This is a genomic window from Pseudomonas sp. 6D_7.1_Bac1, from assembly GCF_025465945.1.
Taxonomy (GTDB): Bacteria; Pseudomonadota; Gammaproteobacteria; order Pseudomonadales; family Pseudomonadaceae; genus Aquipseudomonas.
In genome coordinates, this window is record NZ_JANLNW010000011.1 from 78,285 (window position 1) to 93,389 (window position 15,105).

General features: G+C 57.0%; 15 protein-coding genes. All 15 read left to right on the top strand.

The genetic code is table 11. The features are described 5' to 3' along the window. The 15 genes from NTD87_RS03745 (at position 1) to NTD87_RS03815 (ending at position 15,096) form a co-directional block, all read left to right on the top strand. Complete coding sequence (locus tag NTD87_RS03745; RefSeq protein WP_262111972.1) at positions 1-978, top strand: 3-oxoacyl-ACP synthase; 978 nt, start codon at positions 1-3, stop codon at positions 976-978. Further along, positions 975-2,585, top strand: coding sequence for a class I adenylate-forming enzyme family protein (locus tag NTD87_RS03750; RefSeq protein WP_262111973.1), 1,611 nt, complete (start codon positions 975-977; stop codon positions 2,583-2,585). The genes NTD87_RS03745 and NTD87_RS03750 overlap by 4 nt, the downstream gene beginning before the upstream one ends. Beyond that, entirely contained in the window at positions 2,563-2,817 is a 255-nt protein-coding gene (locus NTD87_RS03755) for a phosphopantetheine-binding protein (RefSeq protein ID WP_262111975.1), read from the top strand. Before NTD87_RS03750 ends, NTD87_RS03755 begins: the two co-directional genes overlap by 23 nt. Beyond that, positions 2,818-4,371, top strand: coding sequence for an AMP-binding protein (locus tag NTD87_RS03760; protein WP_262111977.1), 1,554 nt, complete (start codon positions 2,818-2,820; stop codon positions 4,369-4,371). Next, the gene (locus tag NTD87_RS03765; protein WP_262111978.1) at positions 4,340-5,857 is read left to right on the top strand and encodes an AMP-binding protein; all 1,518 of its coding nucleotides are present in this window, start codon (positions 4,340-4,342) and stop codon (positions 5,855-5,857) included. The genes NTD87_RS03760 and NTD87_RS03765 overlap by 32 nt, the downstream gene beginning before the upstream one ends. Positions 5,858-5,980: 123 nt before the next feature. Beyond that, positions 5,981-6,385 (top strand): VOC family protein, encoded by a 405-nt coding sequence (locus NTD87_RS03770; RefSeq protein ID WP_262111979.1) that lies wholly within the window; start codon positions 5,981-5,983, stop codon positions 6,383-6,385. Further along, positions 6,382-7,509: an acyl-CoA dehydrogenase family protein gene (locus NTD87_RS03775; RefSeq protein WP_262111980.1), complete on the top strand. Its 1,128-nt coding sequence runs from the start codon at positions 6,382-6,384 to the stop codon at positions 7,507-7,509. The genes NTD87_RS03770 and NTD87_RS03775 overlap by 4 nt, the downstream gene beginning before the upstream one ends. Beyond that, on the top strand, positions 7,500-8,018 hold the full coding sequence (locus tag NTD87_RS03780; RefSeq protein ID WP_262111982.1) for a hypothetical protein: 519 nt from the start codon (positions 7,500-7,502) through the stop codon (positions 8,016-8,018). Before NTD87_RS03775 ends, NTD87_RS03780 begins: the two co-directional genes overlap by 10 nt. Beyond that, positions 7,994-8,815 (top strand): alpha/beta fold hydrolase, encoded by an 822-nt coding sequence (locus NTD87_RS03785; RefSeq protein ID WP_262111984.1) that lies wholly within the window; start codon positions 7,994-7,996, stop codon positions 8,813-8,815. The genes NTD87_RS03780 and NTD87_RS03785 overlap by 25 nt, the downstream gene beginning before the upstream one ends. Beyond that, positions 8,799-9,785: a 3-oxoacyl-[acyl-carrier-protein] synthase III C-terminal domain-containing protein gene (locus NTD87_RS03790; protein ID WP_262111986.1), complete on the top strand. Its 987-nt coding sequence runs from the start codon at positions 8,799-8,801 to the stop codon at positions 9,783-9,785. The genes NTD87_RS03785 and NTD87_RS03790 overlap by 17 nt, the downstream gene beginning before the upstream one ends. Before the next feature lie 40 nt (positions 9,786-9,825). Further along, entirely contained in the window at positions 9,826-10,944 is a 1,119-nt protein-coding gene (locus NTD87_RS03795) for an acyl-CoA dehydrogenase family protein (protein WP_262111987.1), read from the top strand. After that, entirely contained in the window at positions 10,941-11,795 is an 855-nt protein-coding gene (locus NTD87_RS03800) for a hypothetical protein (protein WP_262111989.1), read from the top strand. Before NTD87_RS03795 ends, NTD87_RS03800 begins: the two co-directional genes overlap by 4 nt. Next, positions 11,792-12,739, top strand: a complete 948-nt coding sequence (locus tag NTD87_RS03805; RefSeq protein ID WP_262111990.1) for a 3-oxoacyl-ACP synthase — start codon at positions 11,792-11,794, stop codon at positions 12,737-12,739. Before NTD87_RS03800 ends, NTD87_RS03805 begins: the two co-directional genes overlap by 4 nt. Beyond that, positions 12,729-14,042 (top strand): cytochrome P450, encoded by a 1,314-nt coding sequence (locus NTD87_RS03810; RefSeq protein ID WP_262111991.1) that lies wholly within the window; start codon positions 12,729-12,731, stop codon positions 14,040-14,042. Before NTD87_RS03805 ends, NTD87_RS03810 begins: the two co-directional genes overlap by 11 nt. Further along, entirely contained in the window at positions 14,026-15,096 is a 1,071-nt protein-coding gene (locus NTD87_RS03815; RefSeq protein WP_262111993.1) for a MupA/Atu3671 family FMN-dependent luciferase-like monooxygenase, read from the top strand. Before NTD87_RS03810 ends, NTD87_RS03815 begins: the two co-directional genes overlap by 17 nt. Positions 15,097-15,105 lie beyond the last annotated feature (9 nt).

Here is a 15,105-nt window from a genome sequence, read left to right on the forward strand (position 1 = left end):
ATGTATATCCACACGATAACCAGCCTGGTCGCTGCGAACCTCACCCCACTGTCTGCCCTGGCGGAAAAATATGACTGGGGTGAACGCAACAATAAAATCTTTGGCCGCTTTCATCGGATGGAGTCGGCCAGCCTGTTTGAGCTGGATGCGTTGCCTGATCTGATCATGCGGCTGTTGCAACAGTTCAAGGCTGAGTGTGACCCGGTACTGTTTGAACAAATTGGCTATGTGGCCTGGGCCCACTCACTGAATTGTCCCAGCCCTTTTGACCTTGCCCCCGCTCTGGCCAGCGACCTGCGTATGTTTTTGGGTCGCTCGGAGGTTGAGTTTTTCTCTGTCACGCAAGCGTCGTGTGCATCAGCGCTGGTCGGGCTGAAATTTCTTAAAGCTAAAATATCTGCGGCTCACGCCAGTCAGGATAACGTCTGTGCACTATTGATCACCGGGGAAAAATGCTTCCACGACACCGTGCAATACGTCGATCAAAATGGCTATTTCGGCGAAGCATTTTGCGCGACCCTGCTCAGCGCAAATCCCTCGCCCAGCGCCTTGCGCCTGAGTGCCGTGCATGTCCAGCAACTGCCCGCCTACGGCACACGTATGCGCGCGACGGATCGCGAAAGTGAAAACGCTTACGATCACGCCTTTATCCCCACCATGCTTGAGACCGTGCACACCGCGCTGCAGCACGCAGGACGGCGCCCTCAAGAGCTGCGTACGCTGATCCCGTACCACATCAGCCCGCCCACCTTCGACAGGATTGCCGACGGCGCAGGTTTTGCCCGGGACATCATCTACCGTCGTCATCTCTACCAACTGGGACATTGCTTTTGCAGCGATGCGTTCCTCAACCTGAAAAGCCTGCTGGCGCACCGCGATAACTCTATCGCCGTTCACCCCATTCTGGCCCTGGCGTCCGGCATCGCCGGCACTTTTGCAGCCATCGTTCTTGAATTGAATAATGAGGATGAGACATGAGCACAACCCATTTGACCCAATGGCTGGTGCTGGCTGCACACCAGTTCCCTGAGAAAACGGCGCTGATCGAGGGTGAGCATGCAGTGACTTGGGCCGCACTCCATCAACGTGTGCTCAATACCGCCGCCTACTTGCGTCAGCAGCAGGTTGAACGCGGCGACAGGGTATTGGTATGGCTGCCCAATGGGGTGGATTTCGTCGTCTGCTTCTGGGCCGTGCAATATTTGCAGGCCGTGTTTGTTCCGGTGAATCCGGATACACCGCTGGCACGGGTCGGCTGGTTACTCGACAACGCAGCGTCACACCTGTTGATCGCCCAGGCCGGGCAGGCCACTGCGCTGGCAGCGGCACCCGGCAACCCTGACCTGCAGGTGCTGTTTGATCAAGCGCCCGGCGCGCAAGAGAGCGGTTCGCCACTGCTGTCCCTGCAACAAATAGCGGCACTCGCACCGGCCATACCGTTGCCTGTTCGAGGTGCGCTGGATATTGACCTGGCCTGCCTGATCTACACCTCGGGTTCTACGGGCGCCCCCAAAGGGGTGATGTTGACCCAGCGCAATATGCTGAGCGCGGCGGACTCTGTCGCCACCTATTTGCAATTGGCGGCCAGCGACCGGATTTTCTGCACGATCCCCATGAGCTTCGACTACGGGCTGTATCAAGCGATCATGACGGCCAAGGTGGGCGCAACGCTGATTATCGAAAAGGATTTCAGCCGTCCGCTCTTTGCCCTTAAACAGCTGGTCAAGCACAAAGCCACCGTCCTGCCGATTGTTCCCACGCTGCTGGCGATCATTGCACCATTGGCCAAACGCTATGACTTCTCCTCCCTGCGCAAAATCACCAACACCGCGGCGGCCCTGCACCCCAGCGATATAGACCTGCTGCTCTCACTCTTCCCCCAAGCTGAGATTTTTTCCATGTATGGGCTGACCGAGTGCCATCGCTGCACCTGGCTTCCCCCTGCATTGTTGTCCCGGCATAAAGACAGCGTGGGCTACGCCATCCCGAATACCGAACTCTGGGTAGTGGATGAAGACGGCGTGGCGCACCGCAGCAATGCCACCGGCGAACTGGTGATCCGTGGGGCAACCGTGATGCGCGGCTACTGGCGAAACCCGGAGCAGACCGCGAAAAAGCTGCGGCCAGGCCCGTTGCCCGGCGAATCGGTCCTCTACACCGGCGACGTGTGCCGGCTGGATGAGCAGGGCTTGCTTTATTTCCTGTCGCGCAAAGATGACATTCTGAAAACCAATGGCGAAAAAGTCGCCCCGCGGGAAGTCGAGGGCGTACTCAAACGTATGCCGGGGGTGCTGCAGGTCGCGGTGATTGGCGTCGCCCATCCCATCTACGGCGACGAAATCGTGGCATGTATCGAGTGCACAGCCCCCCTGGACACCGTACAGCTCAAGGCATTTTGCCAGACCCATCTCGAAGCCTATAAACGGCCTCACCGCTATTACTTCAGTGAAGCTTTACCCAAAAACAATAATGGGAAAGTTGACCGCGGCCAGTTATCCGCCCTCCTGCCGCGCCAGCAAAACAACCTCAACGTCGCGTGTACACATCAAACAGGGAGTCACCATGCATACGCCAACCATCATTGAAGCCATCGGACTGGTCCTGGAAAGTTCAAACCTCTCGGAACTGAGTGCCCAGACCCATCTGGAGCGCGACTTGGGATTTGAAAGCGGTTTGTATATCGAACTGATCATGTACCTTGAAGAGCGCATCGAGGATCTGGTGCTCGACCCTGCCACGCTGGAATTCCAGCACTTCGAAACCGTGGGCAGTTTGTCGAACTTCATTGAACTTCAGCTCGCCAGCCGGGCGGCATGAATGGACGCCTGGTCTGAGCTCATATCGGTGTTTATGCGCTTTGAGGATCAACCCCATACCGCCTGGCGCCACCATTCACTGACGTACAGCTATGCGGCGCTCAGTCAGCGTGCGCAGGATATCGCCATTGAAATAGTCCGCCAGCAGCCTCGAGGCGAGAGCCCCCTGGCGCCGGTATTGGTTTACGGCCATAAGTCTTTCGATTTTCTGGCGACCTGGTGGGCCTGCATTCTGTGCGGTTGTCCGATTGTGCCGGTTGAGTCGGATAACGCTCCCGAGCGGCTGGAACGTATTGCCCATGCGGTCGGGGCAAGCCTGATCCTGAACACGGATACCCTGCCACTGTTCGCCGCAAATGCCAGGGTGATTGCCCTCGCCGCCTTGCCCTGGCAGCGCCATGATGACGCGGCGCTGCGCCATTTACTCGACGGCACCCGCCGGCGGTTCGCCAACGCGACCGGAACCCCGCTGGCCTACATCATGTTTTCCTCGGGCACCACCGGGGAGCCCAAGGGCATTCAAATCAGCCTGTCTAACCTGGTCGATTTCGTGGCCTGGATACGCAGCGACTTTGCGCTGGACGGGGCCATCACGGGAAATGTGCGCTACTGCTTCGATGTCTGCCTGTTTGAAATCTGGCTGGCCTGGCAGTTTCTGCAACCACTGTCCGTGCTCGATCATCGAGAGTTGATCAACACCCGCAAGATGATTGCCCAACATGCGCAAATGGCACTGACCTGCTGGGTATCCACGCCGTCGATGATGCGTCTCTACCTGCTGGACCCGACCTTCGATGCCCGGACACTGACGCAGTTGCGGCGTTTTATCTTCTGCGGTGAAACGCTGCCCAAAGAGATCGTCACCCAGTTATGGGCACGCTTTCCAGGCAGTGAAGTGATCAATACCTACGGCCCCACCGAATGTACGGTGGCGGCTTCACAAGTGGTGATCACCCCGGACATGGTGGCTTCGCCACTGCCCCTGCCGATTGGCTGCGCCAGGCCCGGCGCGGTACTGCACCTCGCCCAGCCCGTGGACGCCTCGGGCCGAGGGCAACTGTTGATCAGTGGTGAGTGTGTCGGCCCTGGCTACCTCAATGCAGCGCCTGCGCGTCAGGCCAGTTTCAGCCGGCAGGATGGGCAAGCCACTTACGCCACCGGTGATATCGGCCTGTTTGATGGCACCTGGTACTACTTCCTGGGGCGGGAAGATGGCGAGGTCAAGATACAGGGACACCGCATTGACCTGCACGAAATAGAACACTTCCTGCGCGACCGCAACCTGGTCGCTGATGTGGTGGTGGAGCCGTATTGGCGCAAGGGCAACGCAGAGGCGATCCAGGCCTGCGTGATCCTCAATGCAACCTGCGAGTTGTCACAGCTTGGCAACGCCATGCAAGCCCATTTCCCGCCGTGGGCCATTCCACGTTACTGGTACAGCACACCTCATACCGTACTGAATCATAACGGCAAACTGGATCGTTCAGCTGCCCGGCAACTGGCTTTGGACAACGGAGAAAAATATGTTTTTATCGCAAATCAAACCGCTGTTTGAGCGGCTGAAATATCAGCATAGCGCCACAGCGTTGATCAACCAGCAAGGCACTTACAGCTTTGCCGAGCTGGGCATGCGCACCGCCGCCATTGCCCAGGCGCTCGCGCCGTGGGCAGGCCGTAACGTGCTGGTTCACGGCCATAAGCAACTGGATGCCGTTGCCGCCATGCTGGCGTGTATCAGCCAGGGATGTTGCTTTACCTTTGTCGATCAAGCCAACCCCGTTTCGCGGATTGAAAAGATTGCCAGCATGACCCGAACCGAGCTGATCCTCACGGCGACGACACAGAAGCTGGAAGGTCTGGATCGTTGGCCACACTGGGTCATGTCGACCCTGGAAAATGGCGACCCGGCGTCACTGCCACTCAAACCTGAATTGACCCAGCCGGTCTTTTATATTCTCCCCACCTCGGGTAGTACCGGTGAACCGAAGGGCGTCAAAGTCAGCTATGAGAACTTCGCTGCGTTCTCGGCGTGGTACAGCCCGCTGGTCAACGACGATGTCGCACAAGGATGCCATGTGAACCATGCCTGCTTTTCCTTCGACATGGGAATACTGGATCTCTTCCCGGTGCTGTGCCAGGGGAGAGCCTTACTGATGCTGGATCATCGCCACAATGTGTTGCCCCGCCAAAATATCCGCCTGATGTCGTCCCAACCGGAATGCCCTGTCACCAGTTGGTTTTCTACTCCCAGCTTTGTTGATTTGATGTTGAAGGATCCCTTGTTCAGCCCGCAGCAGTTTCCGGAACTGACGAGGTTCTTTATTGCCGGTGAGCGCGCCTCGCTGGGATTGGTTACCCAGTTGCAGGCTCGATTCCCTGGTCTGGAGGTGATGCACGGTTATGGCCCGACCGAGACCACCTGTATGACCCATACGTACTCTCTTGGCCAGCCGCCCCAGCATAACGCAGGCCTGCTGTCCCTTGGCGGAATCTGCGGGTTGAACCGGATCAGGATTGTGGATGCCGATGGCCGCAGCCTGCCACCTGGAGAAATGGGTGAAGTGCGCTTGTACGGCCCACAAGTATCACTGGGTTACCTGCCTGAAGACCACCCACGTAACGACGCATTCAGCCAGGATGAATTCGGACGCTATTACGCCACCGGTGATCGGGGATTTCTGGATGAAGATCAATCCCTGTTTATTTACGGCAGGGATGACAGCCAACTGAAATTGCACGGTAACCGTATTGAGCTGGCCGAAATTGAAAGCAGTGTTTGTCGCTCTGTGGAGGTCACTCAATGTTGCGTGGTGCCGATAAAAGAAGAGGGCAAAATCATCGACCTGCAGCTTTTTATTCAGTTACGCGATGACAACGCTACCCACCGTGAAGCATTACGCCATTTCCTCGCAGAACAGTTACCCGCCTACATGATCCCGAAATCCCTGTTTTTTTGTCAGGATTTCCCCATGACGCTGCATGGAAAGATTGATCGTCAGCAGCTGGTGCGCCAGCACAGAGCGCTGTCAGCCTTAACCTGATGTCCGCCTGCAAGCACATATAAAAAACCTCCAGTCATTACTGAGAAAATACCCACCATTCTTTGAACTGGCGCCGGATAGACGGCGGACATAAACGTTTCTTCAACGATAAAGGGCGTCGCGATGCGTTTTAATCATATCGGTTATGTGGTTTCCGACAGTGATGCAACTGCCGTCGCCGTTAAACCGTTTTTCCCGGTTATCGTCAGATATAAAGAATACATTGCCGCACAAAAAGTTTTTATCACCCTGCTGGCGACGGCTGACGGGGACAGCCAAATAGAGTTGGTCGAACCCCTGGAAAATAATCTGCCATTGCGTGAGTTACTGGTTAAATCCGGCAAGTCGTCGCTTCCCTACCATATCTGCTTCGAAGTAAATAATTTTGACGAGCAATTCAAAATAATGAAGACAGCGGGCTGGATCGTGTTGACGCGCCCATTTAACGCCTTTAATAGCAGCCACCGCGCCAGCCACCTCTATCACCCTGATGCAGGGGTTATCGAAATCATGACGGGCCCGCTATGAGTCAATTTTACGATGACGCTTTCGCCAGGCAATCCTGCCCGTTGGGCGCAGACGCCCAGCAGATTGCCGACCAATTACGCAACCTCGGCGATACGCGGCAGGTCATGAGCCAGTGGTCGCTCGCCCCGACGCTGAATCATCTCGGCTTGCCGCAGCGATATCAGGCGTCGTCAAGCCTTCCGGCGGTCAGCCTGGCCGCGCGCTATGAACTCTATGAGCAGGTGGGTTTCGTCTCCCCGGCGCTGATGTTCTGTGCGCCCGGACCGAGCATGGCAGCGTATGTCGTTGCCGGACTGGGTAACGAACAACAGCAGGATGCCTTTTTCGGCCATTTTCGACAGGCATTGTGCTGGTCATGCTTTGCGATGACCGAACCTGCACAGGGAAGCGATGCCAGTGCCATGCAGACCACCGCGACGCAGGTTGACGGTGGGTTCCTTATTTCAGGGCGCAAGATGTTTATCGGTAACGGAATGATCGCCGAAACCGGTGTGCTATTTGCGCGTACCGCGCCGGGGCCATTGGGAATTAACGCTTTTTTGTTTGCTCCGCAAAACCCAGCCATCACCCGCCACAGCCTGGCCTTAACCGGGCTTGATGGCATAAACCTGGCGCAGATGCAGTTCGACAACATGTTTGTCCCGACAGGGGATTTGCTGGGTCAGCACTTAAAACCTACCCAACGTTTTGCGCAGTCGGCGATCGCAACATTCGATGCACTGCGCCCCTGTGTTGGTGCGCTGGCGCTGGGTGCGGCGCGGCGTGCACTGCATGAGTGGCAAGCCTGCGTCATGCCCACCCCGGCGCAGTCACAACAGCTATTGCAACTAAACCGGCGCTGGCATGCGGCTTACCGCGAGGCCTTGACGGTCTGTCAGAAAATTGATGAGAAAAAGGCCCCAGGAAGAAGTCCCGGCATGGTGAAAACCGCTTGCGTGATCCTCGCCGAGGAGATTATCAGCCAGCTTATCCATGCTTTCCCGGCAGACATATGGCCTATGCCGACGGCATTATGGCAGGCATTTCGCGATGTAAAAGCCTTTGAATACACCGAAGGAACACGACAGATCCACCGACTGAGCCAGAGTTTTTCACCGCGACAAGCCAGCCAGGAATGCCGATGACCACCGCCCCTCTGGTGCAGGGTCAACTGAATATCGTCAGTACCTGTGAAACCATTATTCCTGACAGCCGGCATTTTATTGCCACGCAGCAGCAACTGGCCCAAGCCCGCTGGTATCACCACTGGCCGCAAATCGATTGTGTCGAGCGCCTGCATGCCAGAGCCGTTGTGGAACTTTGTCGTAGCGTCGCCAGTGGCCCTTATCCGACACAACTGGTTTACGACACCCCTTACCCGGCCGCGCGCGGTGCCACCCCTTTACTGCAAAGCCTGTTATCCCACTGCCCTGGGTTCACCGAAACCTGGGGCGTGTGCAACGCACAATTTGATCCAGAACAGGCCGGTTCGCTGGCAAGCACGCTGCTTCAACCCGGGCAACGCCTGCTTTATCTGTATGACCCGCTGCAGCGCCTGAGTTGTGATCCCACGCCTCAACTAGCAACGCTGCACTATTTGATTTTTTCTGCACAACCATCGGGGGAGCAATGGATACCCAGCTTGCTTCACTGATTGAGCGCCTGGCAAAGCCTTCCGTGTTGCCGATGCGTCCGGCCGAGTCGCGACAGCTGGCCACCATGACGACCGACGTTGTCACCTGCGGCCCCTACCGCAGCCGGGTGCTGATAAAGGAAAACCACGATCCAAAGGCCAAAAGCGCTCTGTTGTTACACGGCTGGGGTGGCCATCCGATGATGCTGTCTGTGGCGCAAACGTTACTGCATGCCCGAGGATATCGGGTCTACATGCCCTTTCTGCTGGGCCATGATCCCCACGCGCCTGCCAGTTGCGATTTTCCCGGACAGTGCTCGTTATTGCTGGCGATGCAGGCCAAATACGGCCCGTTTGATACCGTGGTTGCTCATTCGGCAGCCGGGATCATCACGGCGATGGCCCACTGGTTGGGTTTTACCCTCGACCGGGTGGCTTTGCTTTCAGCCCCGGCCTCATTGTTCAGCCTGTTGCAGCATTCCCTGTTGCACCATCAGGTCGCCGGACATTACCTGCCACTGCTCAGTACTTATTACCAAAGCCGCTATCCCATGCCCGCCGCCCTGCAAGCCGCACACCCTTATACATTCGGTGCGGCGCGCGTGCTCATCCTGCATGGAAAACAGGACCAGAGAATCAACTGTGCGGATGCCAAGCAAATCCATGCTCAATTGCCGGATAGCCAGCTGGATGTGATTGAAGACACAGGTCACCTGGGCATCCTCTCGCATCAGCGCACCCAACAGGCGCTGGGCAGGTTTCTCTGTGCGATAAACGCTGACCATGAAAAAGGGCATAACCATGTTGGGGCATATTGAATCCATTACCGTATACATTCCCGAACAGCGTAAGTCACTGGCCGAGGTCGCCCCCTCCCTGGGGCTAACACCGCTTGATGTCAGAATGTTTTCACGGTTCTATGGGCTGGCGAGCTTCCCGCGCCAACCCGGCTCGCTGGACGACCTGATGCGCCCGCTCCTGGAGCAATTTGTCGCCGCTCATCCTGACCTTATCGCCCGCATCCGGCACGTGGTGCATGCGCATACTCTGCCTTCCATCCGCCCTTTCCACCAGACAGGCAGAGCCCTGCTCGACGAGTCCGGGTTCGCTGATGACACCCATTACTGCAGCCTGACGATGGGGCACTGCGCGACTTCGTTGTCTGCCGTGGAATATGCATGCAGCCGTCTCAAGGAAGGGGAATATGCCCTGCTGCTGGTCGGCGAGAAAGCCTTCCATCCAAAGGTAGAGCTGATTGATGACACCACGATCATGGGCGAAGCCGCTTGTGCCGTGCTGCTCAGCCGCTCGGGTGATAGCGGTAAAGTCAACGCCCGCTACAGCGAGCAGGCCGGCGAATTCAGTCGACAAAAGGGTCATGAGTCCAGCAGCGAGTCAACATTCGCCACTGCCTATTTCGCTTTCATCAGCGACGCCATGCGCAGCGCCCTGCACCATTTCGACTGCTCCCTGGATTCCCTGGACTGGATAGCGCCGCATAATGTCAATCTCTCCTCCTGGCAGAAACTGGCCGACGAACTCGCTATCCCTCGCACAAAGATTTTTCTGGAAAATGTTCCCCGCTACGGCCATTGCTTCGGTGCGGATCCTTACCTCAACCTAGCCGCCCTCATCCGTGGGCAACAGCTTTCTCCCGGCGATAACGTGATGTTAGTCAGCGTCGGAATGGGTGCCACCTTTTCCTCATTGTTACTTGAGTTACCCGCGGGCAATGAAATCCCCGTCTTTTGCAACCTGAAGCAATACCCGGATTTGAGGCCGAATTAAGTTAACGCTTAGTTATTCCTCTACGCGAACGCAACCACTTATGAGCGATATCACCCGCTACTATCCGCAACTTTACGCGTTGTCAGAGCGACTTCTCGCTGCCGGACAGCTCGCGGAAAATAACCCACATAAGGCGACTGCCTGTCTTGATCACCCAGAGTTGATGAGCATTGCCTGTATCGGCATACCCTCACGGTTCAATCCCTGGGAAACACCGGCATTTTCCAATGTCAGCTATGCCCGGCACCTGCAAATTATCGAGTACCTGAGCCGCACGGACGCCAGCGCCATGATGCTGTTGCCGGGTGCGTCCCTCAGTACTCGCGCCATTCTGACCCAGGGCAATGAACAGCAGCAGGCACGTTTTTTTGCCTGCTTTGCTGAACGCCCTGCCTGGACATTCTTTGCCGTCACGGAACCCGAGATAGGTTCAGATGCTGGCGCTATCACCAGTGAGCTCACGCACAGTGAACAGGGCTGGCGGCTCAATGGCACCAAACTGCTGATTGGGGGAGCCATGCTGGCGAGCGTAGGCATCGTATTTGCGCGTTATCAGCAAAGCCAGCGACTGGTGATGGTCTTCCCTGATGAGGCCAAGGGGACCTTGCAACGTGATTCGCTGGACACCGTCGGTTTGGCCGGCGCCGGATTAACTCGCCTGACGTTTAAAGATCTTTGCGTAAAGGAAGAAGATATTCTGGGGCATGAGCGCCGCGAATTACTGCAGGGGCTCAACTCCCTGAGCATGGTATTCGAACGTCATCGGCCAATGGTGGCGGCCATGGCACTGGGCACGACATTTGGCCTGCTGACGGCACTGGACACACGCCCCTTACCGGCCGCGGTGCGACTCTGGGTCGCCCGGCAGTGGCGAAAATATCTTGCCATCTATCAGCAGATGCTCACCCTGGCAGAGGGCTACAGCAACGGCCAGCATCAGCATGCCCTCACCAGTCAGCTCAAGCGCAATGCCACCCGCCTGGTCGAGGAAACAGCGTGCCATCTGCCACATTGGCTGAACCGCGACGACTGGCTGGACGATCGATTACTGCGCAAGCGCTATCGCGACAGCTTTGCGTTTGAGTACATGGAGGGCACCAGCAATATCCACCTGCTCAATAGCTTCCGCCCGCCCGTACCCAAAGGGATAAGCCTGTGACACTCTGCCTTGATCCTGCCGATATCGTATTCCAGTCGTTTCATCATACCGAAGCGCCCCTGCCTGAGTGGGAAGCCGATATCCCGCACTGGCGGTCTTATGTGCAGCATTTCTTCCTGGCCAACGGTGAGACGCTCAACCCGCAGGACGAGCAAGTGCAGGCGTGGATCACCAGTCAGGAGCGCGCCGCCTTCAGCGATATGGTAGGCCTGCTGTTGCCCCAGTTAGCCGCGGTCATCGAACCTCAGCGGGTGAAAACGGTGCTGATGGCGCATTGGACGCCAGACCTGCACATGGGCAGTTCGGTCGTGAATGCCGCCATCCATCAAATGGGGCTGTCCGCCTGCCTGGCATTGGCCATCAGCGACCGCGGGCCGGATGCAGGTCTGTTCGCGTTGGACGGTCTCAATGACTGCCTGGCAGGTAAAGACGAGGACGGCCTTTTACTGATTGCCGAGCAGAAAAACCTGATGTACTTCTCGCCGCTGATGGCGGGTCTGCAACCGGAAAATAATGCCTGCGTGTGCCTGGTGAATAAGCAGCAACGCGGATTGCGCTACCGGGGGTTCAGACGAGCGCCTCTGGCGCAGTGGTCCAATGAGTGGTTATCGCACGCTGTTGAGCACCTGGGGTTGGCCAAAGAGCGTCTAACCCTGATTGGCCCTGCCCGGCTACTGGAGAAAGCGCATGTCGGCGCTCACTCGTTTGCCGTCAACCCCCATTTGCTGTGCGCAGCCCCTTTCGTTGCCTTACGCACCCTCTGGAAACCGGAACGTGACTACCTGCTGATCAGCGAAAATGATAACGGGATCAGCCTGTGCGGGCTCGCAGCAGCGGAAGGCCCACGATGAACATTGCGTCTCTGGCAACTTATATCCCACCCGCCAGATTGTCCCTCGAACAGATCATTGCTCATCGCGGCGGTAGTCCGGCAGAAGCGCGTACATTTCGCCAACTTTTCGGCCTTCGAGAGGCGTCAACACTGGCGAGTGAAGAAAGCGCCGAAGGATGTTTTCACACCCTGCTGCAACAATTGGGTGAAAGCCTGACTGAAGGCGAAAAGATTGATGCGGTCATATTAATCCAGGGCTTACCCGCTCAATCCTTGCGGCAAAGTGTCAATCTTCCGTCTTTGCGACAACAGTTAAACTTTATCGCTGCGGATGCGCCACTTCTTACCCTCAACCAACAAAACTGCGCCACCTTATTCTGGGGAATGCGTCTGGCCGAACGGTTGCTGGCAAGCGGCAAGCATCGCTGCGTGGCGCTGCTGGCGGGCGACACGCTGGCCGACTTTGATCTGGCCGAGCGCTATGTCCCTGGCTGTACATTGATTGGCGACGCCTTCGTCGCCGCCCTGCTCAAGCCAGGTGGCGGCCAGCGAAGGGTGTCGGGAATCCAATGCTTTTATCATCCCGGATTCTGGCAAGGTCTGGACGGCAGCCGCGCCGACATCAAACGCTTCTATCAGTCCCACGACAACCTGGTAGCGCAGGCCTTGGCGTCCTACCCTGATGATCTGCGAAAGCGTGCCTGGCTATTACCTCACAACATCAACCGCCTCAGCTGGCAAACCTGGCTGCGCCATCCTGACAACCACCTCCAACCTGTCGCCACGGACCTGATAAGCCATTGCGGGCACTGTTATTGCGCGGATCCTCTGTTACTGCTCGATAGCTATGCCCCTCAGGATACCGGCCGCCCTGCCCTGCTGCTTTCGGTGGGCCTGGGCGGCTGGGTAGGTTGCGCCGCAATTACTTCAGATGCCTTACTGGAGCCAGCCCATGCACAGTAACCCCAATGATATTCCGTTCGTCAAGCCGTCCGCAGCCAGGTATGCGCAGCTAGGCCTCCTGAAAATTGCCGAAAATGCCTGTCGCCAACACGGGGATAAGGTCTGGATCGGCGAAGAAGATGATGCGATGCTGCTGCTGGCGGGCGCTCGACATATCCGTTTTTTTCTTGAGAACGAAAGCAGCTTTCCCAAAGAACTCGAACATACAGCCTCAGTCAGGCGGATACTGTTGGGCCAATCGCTGATCACAGCGAGGGAAGGTGAAGAGTGGCGCCTGGCCAGAAGGTTGACCGCGCCGATGGTCAATCCCAAATCAACGCTGTTAAAAAAGGGGACCCAACTCTCCGCTCAGTGGCTGGTGGCCGCTCTCCAGGACCCAAAGCAAGATTCAATGCAGGAAGTCTGCCTGCAGTGGGCCCTGATGTGCGTTGCGCAAGGATTCGTCGGCCCCACGCTTAGCCCTCCACAGCTTAATACCCTGATTAGCCACTTCCGCAAAATCTACCTGGAACTGATTGTCGCTGCGCCGACTGAGGATTATGCCGCGTTATGCCAACACCCGTCCCTGGCCGCGTTCCGTGAGGAACTTGAGTCAATGATCGGGCCATTGATTACTGGCGGTGGCGGTGGCGCTGGGAACATCAACATGTTGCAACGCTTTTGCCAGGCGCTGGATATCAATGCCCATCCGCAGGAACGGGAGCGGGCGATCAGTATGTTGCTGGGTAATCTGGCAGCAAGCGTGGATAACACCGGGATTGCGCTGCTGTGGTGTCTGATCCATTTGTCACAGCACCCCCATTACCAGGACTGGGTCCGTGAAGAATCCCGGCATGCAAAGCGCGACATAGCCTGCGCCATCGTCAAGGAATCGCTGCGTATTACCCCGGTTACGGCCTTTTTCGAACGTGGAACCGAGGGCCCGCTTGAGATCGACGGTGCCGTGATTCCGGCAGGGACCAAAGTGCTGTTTTCACCCTGGTTAGTCCATCGCAATGCGTCTTACTGGCCCGAGCCCCTAAGCTTCAGACCAGAGCGCTTTCTTGAGGGTAGAAAGATTGCACGGGAGTACTTTGTCCCCTTTAGCGTGGGTAAACGCAATTGCGTAGGAATGGCGCTCGCACTGGACCAACTCACCACGGCCATTGAAACACTGTGCAGTCATTGTCATTTTTCCCTTGCGCCATCGACCGTCCCCGCCGCACTCACGCCGATTTGTGGGCTGAATGTCATGCCCAGAGGCCCTATCTGTTTCACCATCGAATCGCTAGGCAGGGTCACTCAGCATGAATATATCGCCTAACTCGGCGGGAGATGCTATCCCGCAACTCAGCGTGTTTTGCTTTTCGGACGTGGCCCGGGAAAGTTTTGCAGAAAAGTATGAACAACTGCTGACCACCGCCAGGCTGGCGGATGAGCTCAACTTTCATGCTATCTGGACACCTGAAAGACACTTCCATACCTTCGGTGGGATGTTTCCTAATCCCTCCGTAGTGAGCGCCGCGCTGGCCGCCACTACACAACGTATCGCGATCCGCGCAGGCAGCGTGGTGCTGCCCCTGCATGATCCGCTGCGTGTCGCTGAAGAGTGGGCGCTGGTGGATAACCTCTCTCACGGCCGGGTTGGCGTAGCGTTTTCCGCGGGCTGGCAACGTAATGATTTCGTACTCAAGGCGGAGCATTACCGTCAGCGTCATGAGGTGCTCTTCTCCTCGTTGGAGCAGATTCAGGCGCTATGGCGCGGCGAATCCGTTACCCGCCACGAACTATCCCTACCGGGACATTCGGAACCGTTCACGTTGCAAACCTGGCCTCCCCCCTATCAAGCCGCCATTCCGGTATGGATCACGACGGGGAGCAATCCCTTGTTATTCAGCGAGGCCGGAAAACGGGGTCTAAATGTCCTGACGCATCTGATTTCACAAACCCGTGAACAACTGCGGGAAAACTGCGCCAGCTATCGCCTTGCACGCCACAACGTCGGGCTGGATCCGGCGGGCGGAAAGATCACCCTGATGATGCATACCCAAGCCGGAGAAGATCGGGAATCGCTGTTGCCACGTCTACGACCGGCCCTGACTGGCTACCTGCGCGCTTTTATGCAGCTGTCTGACAATCTCAGTCAACCTTCGGCGCTTGAACAGGAGAAAACTGACAAAAAGCAGGCCTACACCCTTAAATGGGGAGTAGAAAAATACCTCAACCACTACGGATTGTTTGGCTCTGCCGCAGAGTGCCTGGAGCAACTGAAACAGCTCAAACGTGAAGGCATCGACGAAGTGGCGGGGCTGGTGGACTTTGGCATGCCTCAGGAGAGTGTTGAAACAACACTCCGCACACTGGCGACATTACTGTGAAATAAGGAA

What these genes read in the sequence shown, in the direction of transcription:
- NTD87_RS03790 (WP_262111986.1), top strand. Translation starts at nt 8,799, where the DNA reads ATGTTGGGGCATATTGAATCCATTACCGTATACATTCCCGAACAGCGT.
- NTD87_RS03775 (WP_262111980.1), top strand. Translation starts at nt 6,382, where the DNA reads ATGAGTCAATTTTACGATGACGCTTTCGCCAGGCAATCCTGCCCGTTG.
- NTD87_RS03755 (WP_262111975.1), top strand. Translation starts at nt 2,563, where the DNA reads ATGCATACGCCAACCATCATTGAAGCCATCGGACTGGTCCTGGAAAGT.
- NTD87_RS03780 (WP_262111982.1), top strand. Translation starts at nt 7,500, where the DNA reads ATGCCGATGACCACCGCCCCTCTGGTGCAGGGTCAACTGAATATCGTC.
- NTD87_RS03765 (WP_262111978.1), top strand. Translation starts at nt 4,340, where the DNA reads ATGTTTTTATCGCAAATCAAACCGCTGTTTGAGCGGCTGAAATATCAG.
- NTD87_RS03815 (WP_262111993.1), top strand. Translation starts at nt 14,026, where the DNA reads ATGAATATATCGCCTAACTCGGCGGGAGATGCTATCCCGCAACTCAGC.
- NTD87_RS03745 (WP_262111972.1), top strand. Translation starts at nt 1, where the DNA reads ATGTATATCCACACGATAACCAGCCTGGTCGCTGCGAACCTCACCCCA.
- NTD87_RS03805 (WP_262111990.1), top strand. Translation starts at nt 11,792, where the DNA reads ATGAACATTGCGTCTCTGGCAACTTATATCCCACCCGCCAGATTGTCC.
- NTD87_RS03795 (WP_262111987.1), top strand. Translation starts at nt 9,826, where the DNA reads ATGAGCGATATCACCCGCTACTATCCGCAACTTTACGCGTTGTCAGAG.
- NTD87_RS03770 (WP_262111979.1), top strand. Translation starts at nt 5,981, where the DNA reads ATGCGTTTTAATCATATCGGTTATGTGGTTTCCGACAGTGATGCAACT.
- NTD87_RS03785 (WP_262111984.1), top strand. Translation starts at nt 7,994, where the DNA reads ATGGATACCCAGCTTGCTTCACTGATTGAGCGCCTGGCAAAGCCTTCC.
- NTD87_RS03760 (WP_262111977.1), top strand. Translation starts at nt 2,818, where the DNA reads ATGGACGCCTGGTCTGAGCTCATATCGGTGTTTATGCGCTTTGAGGAT.
- NTD87_RS03750 (WP_262111973.1), top strand. Translation starts at nt 975, where the DNA reads ATGAGCACAACCCATTTGACCCAATGGCTGGTGCTGGCTGCACACCAG.
- NTD87_RS03810 (WP_262111991.1), top strand. Translation starts at nt 12,729, where the DNA reads ATGCACAGTAACCCCAATGATATTCCGTTCGTCAAGCCGTCCGCAGCC.